9 protein-coding genes are annotated in these 14,061 nt (G+C 73.5%); 7 read left to right on the top strand and 2 right to left on the bottom strand.

The genetic code is table 11. The features are described from left to right. Positions 1-15 precede the first annotated feature (15 nt). Positions 16-738, top strand: coding sequence for a hypothetical protein (locus ABZ861_RS17630; protein WP_361630829.1), 723 nt, complete (start codon positions 16-18; stop codon positions 736-738). A 188-nt stretch (positions 739-926) separates the two neighbouring features. Here the strand turns inward: ABZ861_RS17630 and ABZ861_RS17625 are convergent, their stop codons facing one another. Both ABZ861_RS17625 and ABZ861_RS17620 read right to left on the bottom strand, forming a co-directional pair. Further along, a complete protein-coding gene (locus ABZ861_RS17625; RefSeq protein WP_361630826.1) occupies positions 927-2,087 on the bottom strand; it encodes a PQQ-dependent sugar dehydrogenase in 1,161 nt (386 codons plus the stop codon). A gap of 199 nt (positions 2,088-2,286) precedes the next feature. Beyond that, positions 2,287-3,285, bottom strand: a complete 999-nt coding sequence (locus ABZ861_RS17620) for an aldo/keto reductase (protein WP_361630823.1) — start codon at positions 3,283-3,285, stop codon at positions 2,287-2,289. Positions 3,286-3,362: 77 nt separating this feature from the next. Between ABZ861_RS17620 and ABZ861_RS17615 the strand changes: the two genes are divergently transcribed. From ABZ861_RS17615 to serA, 6 genes are all read left to right on the top strand, one after another. Beyond that, positions 3,363-4,325, top strand: coding sequence for a 2-hydroxyacid dehydrogenase (locus tag ABZ861_RS17615; protein WP_361630820.1), 963 nt, complete (start codon positions 3,363-3,365; stop codon positions 4,323-4,325). Positions 4,326-4,801: 476 nt separating this feature from the next. Beyond that, positions 4,802-8,182 (top strand): EAL domain-containing protein, encoded by a 3,381-nt coding sequence (locus tag ABZ861_RS17610; RefSeq protein ID WP_361631044.1) that lies wholly within the window; start codon positions 4,802-4,804, stop codon positions 8,180-8,182. Positions 8,183-8,460: 278 nt separating this feature from the next. Further along, the gene (locus ABZ861_RS17605) at positions 8,461-10,314 is read left to right on the top strand and encodes an acetolactate synthase large subunit (RefSeq protein ID WP_361630817.1); all 1,854 of its coding nucleotides are present in this window, start codon (positions 8,461-8,463) and stop codon (positions 10,312-10,314) included. 43 nt (positions 10,315-10,357) lie between these two features. Continuing rightward, positions 10,358-10,885, top strand: a complete 528-nt coding sequence (gene ilvN / locus ABZ861_RS17600; RefSeq protein WP_361630814.1) for an acetolactate synthase small subunit — start codon at positions 10,358-10,360, stop codon at positions 10,883-10,885. Positions 10,886-11,030: 145 nt separating this feature from the next. After that, positions 11,031-12,029, top strand: coding sequence for a ketol-acid reductoisomerase (ilvC, locus tag ABZ861_RS17595; protein ID WP_361630811.1), 999 nt, complete (start codon positions 11,031-11,033; stop codon positions 12,027-12,029). 368 nt (positions 12,030-12,397) lie between these two features. Next, entirely contained in the window at positions 12,398-13,987 is a 1,590-nt protein-coding gene (serA, locus tag ABZ861_RS17590) for a phosphoglycerate dehydrogenase (RefSeq protein WP_361630808.1), read from the top strand. Positions 13,988-14,061: the final 74 nt, after the last annotated feature.

The raw sequence follows: 14,061 nt of genomic DNA, 5'->3' as shown, positions 1-14,061 counted from the left end.
CGTACGGTGCCCGGCATGGGTACCAGGACGACAGAGCAGACCGGAGCCGCGACCGCCGCCGGGACGCGGCCCGAGCAGGACGCGCAGGAGGCGCCGCGGACGCGGCAGCCGGCCGGGGCCGACGCGGCCTCCGGCCAGGACACCGAGAAGCCCCAGGACACCGAGACGCCCCAGGGGACTGAGAAGCCCCAGGGGGCCGAGGAGCCCAAGGGGACCGAGGAGCCCAAGGGGACCGCCGAGGCCCCCGAGACCGCTGAGGCCCCCGAGACCGCTGAGGCGGAGGAGACCGTTGAGGCGGAGAGCGAGACCGGCGAGTCCGCCGACGCGGAGGCCGGGGCGCCGTGTTCCTCCGGAGTCGGGCAGGGCGCGGGCGCCGTCGTCTCCGCCGCGCTCGGCCTCGTCTCGCTGAGCGGAAGCTGGCTCGGCACCGTCGCCGGAGCCCGCGCGCAGCTCATCGGCCAGCTCAGCACCTCGTCCTCCGCGGGCGTCGGCGCGCAGATCAAGGCGGTCTACGGCGACGCCTGGCACGCCACCGCGCTGTGGGGCGGGCTGTTCGCGCTCGCCGCGCTGGTCGTCGGCGCCGTCGTCCTCGTGCGGCCCGCGTTCGGCGCCCCGGGCCGCCCGCAGGCGCCGTGGATCAAGTCGGTCGCCTGGGCGGGCGCCGTCCTCGGCGTCGTCGGACTGCTGCTGGCGGTCCTGAAGTACACCGACGCCCTGTTGGGACTTCCGTCCGCCTGAGCCGGCCACGCGCACGCCCCGGGGCGTGCGCCGAGGGGCCTCGCGGCGGTCGTGAGCACGCTGACGGCCGCCGCGAGGCCCCTCGTTCGCGCTGCGGGCTCTTCCGCGCTGCGGGCTCTTCCGCGCTGCGGGCTCTTCCGCTCTGCGGGCTCTTCCGCTCCGCGGGCGCGCTCAGCCCACCCGTGGCCTCAGCTCACCCGCAGCTCCAGAATGCGGTCGTCGCCCTTCTTCGGGGCGCCGCGGCCGTCGGTGTCGCTGGTGACGAGCCAGAGCCGGTCGGCCCCGGCCGGGGCCACCGTGCGCAGGCGGCCGTAGGCGCGGGTCAGGAACGCCTGGGGCGGGGCCGAGGCCGCGACGCCCCGCAGCGGGATCCGCCACAGCCGCTGGCCGCGCAGCCCGGCCATCCAGATCGAGCCCTCGGCGTAGGCGATGCCGCTGGGGGAGGCGTCGTCCGTGTGCCACTGGGCGAGGGGATCGTGGTACTTCGGGTCGCGGGAGGCGCCCTCCGCGTCCGGCCAGCCGTAGTCGTCGCCCGGCTTGATCGCGTTCAGCTCGTCCCAGGTGTCCTGGCCGAACTCCGACGCGAACAGCCGCTGCCTGCGGTCCCAGGCGAGCCCCTGCACGTTGCGGTGGCCGTAGCTGTAGACGGGGGAGTGCGGGAAGGGGTCGCCCGGGGCGGGCTCGCCGTCCGGGGTCAGCCGCAGGATCTTGCCGCCCAGGGAGGCGGTGTCCTGGGCCTGCTCGCCCCGGCCGTTCTCTCCGGTGCCCGCGTACAGCATGCCGTCCGGCCCGAAGGCGATCCGGCCGCCGTTGTGGATGACGCCCTTGGGGATGCCCTTGAACAGCGTGTCGGGCGCGCCCAGTTGCTCCCCGGCCGGTTTCGCGGCGTCGTACAGCATGCGGACGATGCGGTTGTCGGAGGCCGAGGTGAAGTAGGCGTAGATCATGTGGTCGGAGGCGAAGTCCGGGGAGAGCGCGATGCCGAGGAGGCCGCCCTCGCCCTCCGGCGCCACCCCGGAGACCGTCCCCAGCTCGGTCTTGCCGCCCGTCTTCTCGTCGATCCGGGTGATCGTCGCCTTGTCCCGGGAGGAGACGAGGAGTCCGCCGCCGGGCAGCGGGGCCAGGCCCCACGGGCTGTCCAGCCCCTGCGCGACCGTGCGCAGCACCGTCACCGAGCCCTTGGCCGGCGGCGCGCTCTCGCCCGGGGCCGGCGCGGCGGACGAGGACCGGGCCGGAGTGCGGCCGGGCGGCGAGCCCGGACCCGGGAGCGGCCCTCCCGATGAGCATCCGGCCGCCAGCAGCAGCGCGGCGGCCAGCACGCCCGTGACAGCTCGACGTGGCACGATCATGTCCCCTTCCGCCCGGCGGGTTCTCTTCTCCGCCACCAGCCTCACACCGCTTACCCCGTCGGCACATCCCCCAGAGGGGTGCGTCCGCTCGGGTATCAGTCCCGGGAGCCCTGCTCGGACTTCAGTCCCAGGAGCCCTGTTCGGACCTCAGCCCCGGGAGCCTTGCTCGGACCTCAGTCCCGGGAGCCCTGTTCGGACTTCAGTCCCAGGAGCCCTGCGCCGCCGGAAGGCCGCCCAGCTCCGTCAGGTCGCGGGGCGTCAGACGCAGGGCCGCCGCGGCCGCGTTCTCGGCGACCCAGCGCTCCCGCTTGGCGCCGGGGACCGCGATCACGTGCGGTCCCTGGGCCAGCACCCACGCCAGGGCGACCTGGGCCGGGGTGACGTCCTCGCCGTGCCGGGCGGCCACGCGGCGCAGACCGGCGACGATCGGCTGGTTGGCGGCCATCATCTCGGCGGTGAACCTCGGATGACGGGCGCGCAGGTCGTCCGGCTCGAAGCCCCCGCCGGGGACCAGCGTGCCGGTCAGGAAGCCGCTTCCGAGCGGCATCGCGGCCAGCAGGCCCACCCCTCGCGCCGCGCACCAGGGGAGCAGGGACTCCAGCGCCTGCGGCGACCACACCGACAGCTCCGCCTGCACCGCGCTCACCGGGAACACCTGCTGCACCCGTTCCAGCAGGCGGACCGTCGCGTCGTGACGGCGGGCCCCGGCCTTGCGCCCGTCGCGCGCCTCCACGGCGCACAGGCCGAGCGCTCGCACCTTCCCGGCGCGGACCAGTTCCGCCATCGCCCCCCAGGTCTCCTCGACTGGGACCTCCGGGTCGGCGCGGTGCAACTGGTACAGGTCGATCACGTCCGTCTGGAGCCGCCGCAGCGACGCGTCGCAGGCCCGTTTCACATAGCCGGGGCGGCCGTTGGCCACGAGGTGCTGATCGCCCACGAGCAGACCGACCTTGGTGGAGACGAAGGCGTCCGGCCGCCGCCCCCGCACCGCCCGCCCCACCAGCAGCTCATTGGTGAACGGGCCGTACATGTCGGCCGTGTCCAGCAGCGCCGGCCCCGCGTCCAGCGCCCGGCGCACCGCGCGCAGCGACTCCTCCCCCCGCTGCCGCGAGGCGCTGTACGCCCAGCTCATCGGCATGCACCCGAGTCCCACGGCGCCCACCGCGAGGGCCGCCGCGCCGATCGTCCTGCGCTCCACCTCGCCGTAACCCTCCCTCGCCTGCGGCCCCCAACCTAACGTTTGCGCCCGCGCGCCCCTGGCTTAGCCTCGGGAACATGACCGCTGACGTGTGGCTCCCCCTCCCGCCGGAGACGATCGAGGGCCTTCCCGAAGGACTGGACTACCTCTTCTGGAACGGCGGCGAGGACGGCCGCCAGGAGTTCCCCGGCGACCCCGCCGACTGCGTCTTCTACGCGGTGCCGTACATGCAGCCCGCGGCGCTCGTCGTGCGCCCGTTCCCGCGGATGCGCTCGGTGCGGGTGGTGCAGACGCTGAGCGCGGGCACCGACGCCGTGGAGTCCGGGGTACGGGACCTGCCTCCGGGGGTGCTGCTGTGCAACGCCCGCGGCGTGCACGAGGCGAGCACGGCCGAGCTGGCCCTGACCCTGATCCTCGCCTCGCTGCGCGGCGTCCCGGACTTCGTGCGGGACCAAGACCGCGGGCAGTGGCGGGGAGGGTTCCATCCCGCGCTGGCCGACAAGAACGTCCTCATCGTCGGCTACGGGTCCATCGGCGCCGCCGTCGAGGACCGGCTCGCGCCCTTCGAGGTCGCTCGGGTGGCGCGCGTGGCGCGCTCCGGGCGCACCACGGCGCGCGGCCCAGTGCGCCCGGACGCCGATCTGCCCTCCCTGCTTCCGGACGCCGACGTCGTCGTCCTGTGCACGCCCCTCACGGCGGACACCCGCGGCCTGGTGGACGCCGGTTTCCTGGCCCGTATGAAGACCGGAGCGCTCCTGGTGAACGTCGCGCGCGGCCCGGTCGTCGACACCGAGGCGCTGCTGAGCGAACTGGAGAGCGGGCGGCTGACCGCCGCGCTCGACGTCACCGATCCCGAACCGCTGCCCGCGGACCACCCGCTGTGGCATGCTCCAGGCGTGCTGATCAGCCCGCACGCGGGCGGCCCCACGTCGGCGTTCGCGCCGCGTGCCAAGCGGCTCCTGACGCGGCAGCTACACCGCTTCGTGAACCGGGAGCCACTCGACAACGTGATTCTGACGACGGGTCGGACGGGCGCCTAGGGGGTCCTGCGGCCCGCCGTCAGCACGTTCCGCGACTTCGCGGACGCGGTCCGTGCCCGCACGCGCCCGCGTCTTCCCTGGTCGTCACGGAGCGTAGAGGAACTATGTCCCTGAGTGACCGGACTGGTGTATCGTCCCGACAGGGGCTGCGCCGTGAGCACTCGGCGCCGGGGACGGTTTTCCTGACTGCGAGGGGGGCGACGGGCGATGCACGGCCTATGGACGAACGATCCGGTGCGGCGGGACTGCCGCCGGAGGCCCTGGCGCACGGCCGCGGGCAGACCCGGTCGGCACAGCGGCCCGCCTGCCCGGCAGACCTGCCACGACGGTCACGGCAGTCCGCCGGGCCGCCGCCGGCACGGCCCTCACCCCTGTCGCAGGCCCGGCGGCCGCCGCGGACGCCCGCAGCCGGCGCGCCGGGACCCTAGGGACCCGGCGGCGCGGACCGGGACGCCGCGGTGACCCCGCCGCCGGTCATGACCGCGCTCGACGGAGCGCTGGGCGCCCCGTCGTCGCCGGGCGCGCTGCCGCCGCCCCGCACGCAGGCCGGTCCCACCTCCGCCTGCCGTCCGGTGCCCCAGCTCCTGCTGGCCCTGGTGTGCGCGACCTACGCCGTCGGCTCCGCCTGCGACTGGGGCGAGCACGAGGTCGCGCTGTTCATGGGCGACTTCGGGCTGGCCGCCGCGGCCGGCGCCGCCGCCGTGTCCTGCCTCCTGTACGCCCGCGACCGGCGCGTCACCTTCCGGCCCGCGTGGCTCCTGTTCGCCCTCTCCTCGGCCATGGCGTCCCTGGGCAACGCGATCTGGGGGTGGTACGAGGTCGTCCTCGACGAACCCGTGCCCAGCCCCAGCTACGCCGACCTGTTCTTCCTCTGCTTCGCCCCGCCGGCCATCGTCGGCCTGCTGGTCCTCGCCAAGCGGCCCGCGACGAAGGCCGGCTGGGTGTGCCTCGGGCTGGACGCCTGGCTCATCGGGGGCTCGCTGCTCACGCTCTCCTGGAGCCTGGCGCTGGCCCAGGCGGCCACGTTCGACGGGCCGAGCGTCGCGCACACCGCGCTCTCCCTGGCCTACCCGCTGCTGGACATCGCCCTGGTCAGCATGGTGCTCGCGCTGCACTTCCGGCGCTCGACGGTCAACCGCACCGCCGTGAACACCGCGATCGGCGGACTGGCCGTGACCGTGCTGAGCGACGCCCTGTTCACCTCGCCGTTGATGCACCACAGCTACCGCTCCGGGCAACTGCTCGACGCGGGCTGGTTCGCCGGCTCCCTGCTCCTGGCGTACGCCCCCTGGGTCACGCGCCGCCCCGGTCAGGCCGCCGAGGGACGCGGCCCGTCCCGCCTGGACCGCCGCCGAGACGGCTTGGACCTCCTGGACCGTCGCGTGGACCGCATGGACGCCATGGACCGCATGGACCGCCTGGACCGTCTGGAGGTCCGGTCGGTCGGCGCCGCCGCGCGGGACGCTCACCGGAGCGTGTCCGGGACCGGCCGCCCGGCGCCGCCGAGCGCGGCGGACGCGCAGCCGTGGGACGGGCCGTGGGCCGCCGCGGACCGCGGCGAGGGCCACGCGCGCGTGGCCGACGGCCAGGCCCCGGAGACCGGCGCCGCACCGGCGCCCGCGGCGGACGGCCACGCGGTCACCGCGGACGGGCACGCCGCCGTGCCCGACGGCCACGCCCCCGGACCCGACGGGTACGCCTTCGCCCCGGACGGGCGCGCTCTCGGCCCGGACGGGCACGCCCGCGTCACGCGTCCCCGGCTGCCCGGACCGCGTACGGCCCCGCACGACGCCCACGGCTCGCCGCCGGCGCCGGGCGGCGACGCCGCGCGGTACCCGGCCGCCCGGCCGATCGCCGGCTCCCTCGCCGCCCTCACCCCCTACCTCGCCGCCGCCGTCTGCACCCTGGGCATCCTCTACAACGTGCTCAACCGCCGCAGCGTCGACCGCGTCGTGCTGATCACCGCCGGCGCCGTGGTGCTCGCCCTGGTGGTGCGCCAGGGGATCATGCTTCTGGACAACATCAGCCTCACCCAGGAGCTGGCGCAGAAGGAGAACCACTTCCGCTCCCTGGTGCAGGGCTCCAGCGACGTCATCATGATCGCGGCGCCCAACGGCGTCCTCCGGTACGTCTCACCGGCCGCCGGCGGGGTGTACGGACGGGCCGCCGAGGAACTGGTGGGCACCGAGCTGGCCGGTCTCATCCACCCGGAGGACCTGGGCTGCGTGGTGCACGAGGTGCGCCGTTTCCTGGTGGCCGCGCCGCTGGAGGAGCCCGCCACCCGCATCGAGTGCCGCTTCCGCTCCGGCGACGGCCGCTGGCTCAACGTGGAGTCGACCGTCAACCGCCACCACGGCGGCCTGATCTTCAACTGCCGCGACGTCACCGAGCGCGTGCGCCTCCAGGCCCAGCTCCAGCACAACGCCGAGCACGACCCGCTCACGGACCTGCCCAACCGCTCGCTGTTCACCAAGCGGGTGCAGCAGGCCCTGTCCGGCCGCCGCTCCACCGACCAGGGCGCCGCCGTGCTCTTCATCGACCTGGACGGCTTCAAGGCGGTCAACGACACGATCGGGCACCAGGCCGGGGACGAACTGCTCATCCAGGCCGCCCGGCGGCTCCACGAGTCGGTCCGGTCGGGCGACACCGCGTCCCGGCTGGGCGGCGACGAGTTCGCCGCCCTCATCGTCGGAGACGGCGCGCGCGACCGCGCCGCCCGCGAGGGGCACATCGTGGAACTCGCCGACCGCCTCCGGGTGACCCTGTCGCTGCCCTACCTCATCGACGGCAACGACGTCCGGGTCGCCGCGTCCATCGGCGTCGCGTTCGCCGAGGCGGGCCTCGGCGCGGGAGAGCTGCTGCGCAACGCCGACCTCGCCATGTACCGGGCCAAGGCGGCGGGCAAGGGCCGCGTCGAGCTGTACAAGCCGGCGATGCAGCAGGACGTCGTGCGCAAGGCGGAGCTGGCCACCCGGCTCCGCTCCGCCCTGCACGAAGGCGAGTTCGCGCTGCTGCACCAGCCGGTGGTCTGCCTGGAGACCGGCCGGATCACCTCGGTGGCGGCCCAGGCGCGCTGGCGCTCCTCGCAGGGGGTGCTCTTCACCCCGGCGGAGTTCCTGCGGGTGGCCGACGACAGCGACCGGACGGCCGAACTGGGCCGCTGGATGCTGGAGCAGGCCGTCGAGCAGGCCGCCGGGCGCGCCCGCGACGGGCTGAGCCCGTCGGTGGTGGTGCGCACGGGCGCCCGCCGCCTGGTGGACCGCTCGCTGCCCCCGAGCACGGTGGAGGCCCTGCTCACCCGGCACGGCCTGCCCTCCGGGGCCCTGGTGATCGAGCTGTCCGACACCGACCCCCGGGTACCGCTGGACGAGCTGGAGCGGCGCCTCGCCGCGCTGCGCCGGCTCGGCGTGCGGATCGCGCTCGACGGCTTCGGCAGCGGCCACGGCGCCATCACGGCCCTGCGCCGCCTCCCCGTCGACATGCTCCGGCTGGACCGCTGCCTGGTCGAGGGCGTCGTCGAGTCCGCCCGGCTGCACAAGATCACCGGCGGGCTGCTGCGCATCGCCGGCGACCTGGGCCTTCAGTCCGTCGCCGACGGCGTCGACCTGCCCGAGCAGGTGGCCGCCCTGCGCGCGATGGGCTGCACCCACGGACAGGGCATGGCCTTCTCCGGCCCGCTGGAGGAGTACCCGCTGCGCCGGGCGCTCGGCGCCGGCCGCTATCCGGTGCCCGGCGGACCCGTCGAACCGGCGTTCGTGGTCCGGGGCGCCGGCGGCTACACCGGCGGCATGACGGCCGTAGTGGGAGGCGGGACGGCGCTGCGACCACATGATGAGACGCCCGTCCCACCTACTTGACAGTGGGTGCGTGCCGGGGGGAGGGTCTGTTCCATGCGCACCCGAATTCTCGTACTTGGACAGCGCGTCGGCTGAGCTGGGAACACACCGGAAGTCCGGACCCCAGCGACCCACCCGGCGCGCTCCCCTCGCTTGCCTGACGGCACGAGGGGTTTTTTGTTGCACGGGCGCCTGCCCCGTCGCAGCCGCACACCGTGCGAAACGGCCGAAACCGACCTGCACGCCCGCGCGAGAACCTCCCCGAGGCCCTCGCTAAGACCCTCAGCATCGAGAAGAGAATGCCGATGACCGAGCAGGCCACCGGGGCCCACCCACCGCAGCCGCGGCCCCGATCCGGCGGACACCCGTCCGCGCCCGAGCACGTGACCGGCGCGCAGTCCCTCGTCCGCTCTCTCGAAGAGGTCGGCGCCGACACCGTGTTCGGCATTCCGGGCGGCGCCATCCTGCCCGCCTACGACCCGCTGATGGACTCCACCCGGGTGCGCCACGTCCTCGTCCGGCACGAGCAGGGCGCCGGCCACGCGGCCACCGGCTACGCGCAGGCCACCGGCAGGGTCGGCGTCTGCATGGCCACCTCCGGCCCCGGCGCCACCAACCTGGTCACCCCGATCGCCGACGCCCACATGGACTCCGTCCCGCTGGTCGCCATCACCGGCCAGGTGGCCTCCTCCTCGATCGGCACGGACGCCTTCCAGGAGGCGGACATCGTCGGCATCACCATGCCGATCACCAAGCACAACTTCCTGGTCACCAAGGCCGAGGACATCCCCCGGGTGATCATGCAGGCGTTCCACATCGCCTCCACCGGCCGCCCCGGCCCGGTCCTGGTCGACATCGCCAAGGACGCCCTCCAGGCCAAGACCGTCTTCTCCTGGCCGCCGGTGATGGACCTGCCCGGCTACCGGCCCGTCACCAAGCCGCACGCCAAGCAGATCCGCGAGGCGGCCAAGCTGATCACCGCCGCCCGGCGGCCCGTCCTCTACGTCGGCGGCGGCGTCCTGAAGGCCAAGGCCACCGCCGAGCTGAAGGTCCTCGCCGAACTCACCGGGGCGCCCGTCACCACCACGCTGATGGCGCTCGGCGCGTTCCCCGACGGCCACCCGCTGCACGTGGGCATGCCGGGCATGCACGGCGCGGTCACCGCCGTCACCGCGCTCCAGAAGGCCGACCTGATCGTCGCCCTGGGCGCCCGCTTCGACGACCGCGTCACCGGCAAGCTGGACGGCTTCGCCCCGCACGCCAAGATCGTCCACGCCGACATCGACCCCGCCGAGATCGGCAAGAACCGCGAGGCCGACGTGCCGATCGTCGGCGACGCCCGCGAGGTGATCGCCGACCTGGTGCAGGCCGTCCAGAGGGAGCACGCCGAGGGCCGCCAGGGCGACTACGGCGCCTGGTGGAAGGACCTGAGCCGGTGGCGCGACACCTACCCGCTCGGCTACGAGCAGCCCGGGGACGGCTCCCTGTCCCCGCAGCAGGTCATCGAGCGCATCGGCCAGCTCGCGCCCGAGGGAACGGTCTTCGCGGCGGGCGTCGGCCAGCACCAGATGTGGGCCGCGCACTTCATCCAGTACGACCGGCCCGCCACCTGGCTGAACTCCGGCGGCGCCGGGACCATGGGCTACGCCGTCCCGGCCGCGATGGGCGCCAAGGCCGGGCGGCCGGACCGCACCGTCTGGGCCATCGACGGCGACGGCTGCTTCCAGATGACCAACCAGGAGCTGACCACCTGCGCCCTGAACAACATCCCGATCAAGGTCGCGGTCATCAACAACGGCGCCCTCGGGATGGTCCGCCAGTGGCAGACCCTGTTCTACAACCAGCGCTACTCCAACACGGTCCTGCACTCCGGCCAGGACGGCGCCGACCCCCAGGCCCGCGGCACCCGCGTCCCCGACTTCGTGAAGCTGTCGGAGGCCATGGGCTGCCACGCGATCCGCTGCGAGTCCCCGGCCGACCTCGACAAGGTCATCGAGGAGGCCAACGCGGTCAACGACCGTCCGGTCGTCGTCGACTTCATCGTCCACGAGGACGCCATGGTGTGGCCGATGGTCGCCGCCGGCACCTCCAACGACGAGATCATGGCCGCGCGGGACGTGCGCCCCGACTTCGGCGAGAACGAGGACGACTGAGAGCACCCGGGCAGCACGAGGACTTCAGGAAGGTACGACCGTCATGTCCACCAAGCACACGCTCTCGGTTCTGGTCGAGAACACGCCCGGCATCCTCGCCCGGATCGCCGCCCTGTTCTCCCGCCGCGGCTTCAACATCGACTCGCTCGCGGTCGGCGTCACCGAGCACACCGACATCTCCCGCATCACCATCGTCGTCAGCGTCGAGGACCTGCCGCTGGAGCAGGTGACCAAGCAGCTCAACAAGCTGGTCAACGTGCTCAAGATCGTCGAGCTGGAGCCCGGCCAGGCCGTCCAGCGCGAACTGGTCCTGGTGAAGGTGCGCGCCGACAACGAGACGCGCTCGCAGATCACCGAGATCGTTCAGCTCTTCCGCGCCAAGACCGTCGACGTCTCCCCGGAGGCGGTGACCATCGAGGCCACCGGCTCCGGCGACAAGCTGACCGCCATGCTCCGGATGCTGGAGCAGTACGGCGTCAAGGAGCTGGTCCAGTCCGGCACGATCGCGATCGGCCGCGGCGCGCGCTCGATCACGGACCGGTCGCTGCGCGCCCTGGACCGGTCGGCCTGACGACGCCCCGGGCGGCCCCGCGACCCCGGCCGCCCGGATGCCGAGCCCCCCGGACTCCAGACCCCCGGACTCCAGACCCGCAGACCCTCCGCCCCTCACCGGCATACGGTGGGAAGCACACTCGCACACCAAGGAGAGAACCCAAGTGGCCGAGCTGTTCTACGACGCCGACGCAGACCTGTCCATCATCCAGGGCCGCAAGGTCGCGGTCATCGGCTACGGCAGCCAGGGCCACGCCCACGCCCTGTCGCTGCGCGACTCCGGCGTCGACGTCCGGGTCGGTCTGCACGAGGGCTCCACGTCCAAGGCCAAGGCCGAGGAGCAGGGGCTGCGCGTGGTCACCCCGGCGGAGGCCGCCGCCGAGGCCGACGTCATCATGATCCTGGTGCCGGACCCGCTCCAGGCCCAGGTCTACGAGGAGTCCATCGCCCCGAACCTCAAGGACGGCGACGCGCTGTTCTTCGGTCACGGTCTGAACATCCGCTACGGCTTCGTCAAGCCGCCGGCCGGTGTGGACGTCTGCATGGTCGCCCCCAAGGGCCCCGGTCACCTGGTGCGCCGCCAGTACGAGGAGGGCCGCGGCGTCCCGTGCATCGTCGCCGTCGAGCAGGACGCCTCCGGCGACGCGTTCGGGCTGGCGCTGTCCTACGCCAAGGGCATCGGCGGCACCCGGGCGGGCGTCATCAAGACGACGTTCACCGAGGAGACCGAGACCGACCTGTTCGGCGAGCAGGCCGTGCTGTGCGGCGGCACCGCCGCCCTGGTGAAGGCCGGTTTCGAGACCCTCGTCGAGGCGGGCTACCAGCCGGAGATCGCCTACTTCGAGTGCCTGCACGAGCTGAAGCTGATCGTCGACCTCATGTACGAGGGCGGCCTGGAGAAGATGCGCTGGTCGATCTCCGAGACCGCCGAGTGGGGCGACTACGTCACCGGCCCGCGCATCATCACCGACGCCACCAAGGCCGAGATGAAGAAGGTCCTCGCCGAGATCCAGGACGGCTCCTTCGCCCGCACCTGGATGGACGAGTACCACGGCGGTCTGAAGAAGTACAACGAGTACAAGAAGCAGGACTCCGAGCACCTGCTGGAGACCACCGGCAAGGAGCTGCGCAAGCTCATGAGCTGGGTGAACGAGGAGGCGTAAGCCTCGCGGGCGAAGGGCCGGAGCGTCTGCTCCGGCCCTTCGCGCCGACGCCGGCCCCGCCAGAGGCCGACGCCGGCCCCGCCGGGCGCCGGCGCCGTCCGCCCCGAACGCCCACCGCCGCCACCGCCCCCACTGCCCCCTTCACCCTCCTCCGCCCTGTCCAGCCACGGACGGGTGATCCTTCCGCAGCGGCGCGATACGGCGCGCGTGTCGCCACTAGACTGCTGCACAACAACGCGTCAGGCCCACAGCGTCGTGCGTCTTCCACGCGGCTGAGCGGCACCGGGGAAGAGCGGGTGCCGCACCCCATCCTCCGCTTGCGGCCGTCGGGACGGCCGTCCGCACGCAATGGATTTGTGAGGACTCACGTGAGCTCGAAACCTGTCGTACTGATCGCCGAAGAGCTGTCGCCCGCGACCGTCGACGCGCTCGGCCCGGACTTCGAGATCCGGCACTGCAACGGCGCGGACCGAGCCGAACTGCTCCCCGCCCTCGCCGACGTCGACGCGATCCTGATCCGCTCGGCCACCAAGGTCGACGCCGAGGCCGTCGCCGCCGCCAAGAAGCTGAGGGTCGTGGCCCGCGCGGGCGTCGGCCTGGACAACGTCGACGTCGCCGCCGCCACCAAGGCCGGCGTGATGGTCGTCAACGCCCCCACCTCGAACATCGTGACCGCCGCCGAGCTGGCCTGCGGTCTGATCCTCGCCACCGCCCGCAACATCCCGCAGGCCAACGCCGCGCTGAAGAACGGCGAGTGGAAGCGCAGCAAGTACACCGGCGTCGAGCTGGCCGAGAAGACCCTCGGCGTCGTCGGCCTCGGCCGCATCGGCGCCCTGGTCGCCCAGCGGATGTCCGCCTTCGGCATGCGGGTCGTCGCCTACGACCCCTACGTGCAGCCCGCGCGCGCCGCCCAGATGGGCGTCAAGGTGCTGTCCCTGGACGAGCTGCTGGAGGTCTCCGACTTCATCACCGTCCACCTGCCCAAGACCCCCGAGACCCTCGGCCTGATCGGCGACGAGGCGCTGCACAAGGTCAAGCCGGGCGTGCGCGTCGTCAACGCCGCCCGTGGCGGCATCGTCGACGAGGCGGCGCTGCACGCGGCGCTCAAGGACGGCCGGGTCGCCGGCGCCGGCCTGGACGTGTACGCCAAGGAGCCGTGCACCGACTCGCCGCTGTTCGCGTTCGACCAGGTGGTGTGCACCCCGCACCTGGGCGCCTCCACCGACGAGGCGCAGGAGAAGGCGGGCATCGCGGTCGCCCGGTCCGTCCGCCTCGCCCTGGCCGGGGAGCTGGTGCCGGACGCGGTGAACGTGCAGGGCGGTGTCATCGCCGAGGACGTCAAGCCCGGCCTGCCGCTCGCCGAGCGCCTCGGCCGCATCTTCACCGCGCTCGCGGGCGAGGTCGCGGTCCGCCTCGACGTCGAGGTCTACGGCGAGATCACCCAGCACGACGTGAAGGTGCTGGAGCTGTCCGCCCTCAAGGGCGTCTTCGAGGACGTCGTCGCCGAGACCGTCTCCTACGTCAACGCGCCGCTGTTCGCCCAGGAGCGCGGCGTCGAGGTCCGCCTGACCACCAGCTCGGAGTCGGCCGACCACCGCAACGTGGTGACCGTGCGCGGCACCCTCGCGGGCGGCGAGGAGGTGTCGGTCTCCGGCACCCTGGCCGGTCCGAAGCACCTTCAGAAGATCGTCGCCGTAGGCGACTACGACGTCGACCTCGCGCTCGCCGACCACATGGTCGTCCTGCGCTACGAGGACCGTCCGGGCGTCGTCGGCACGGTCGGCCGGATCGTCGGCGAGGCCGGCGTCAACATCGCCGGCATGCAGGTCGCCCGCTCGGCCGCGGGCGGCGAGGCGCTGGCCGTGCTGACCGTGGACGACACGGTCCCGGCCGCCGTCCTCACAGAGGTCGCCGCGGAGATCGGCGCGACCTCGGCCCGCTCGATCAACCTGACCTGACACCGCCGAAGACGCCGGGCCCCCGGGGAAGCACCCCTGGGGCGCCCGGCGCCTTCGTATGCTCTCGGAGCCGG

The organism is Streptomyces sp. NPDC046985 (genome assembly GCF_040644415.1).
Taxonomy (GTDB): Bacteria; Actinomycetota; Actinomycetes; order Streptomycetales; family Streptomycetaceae; genus Streptomyces.
Note: the sequence above shows the minus strand (reverse complement) of the source record. Positions and strands in the feature narration are given on the sequence as shown.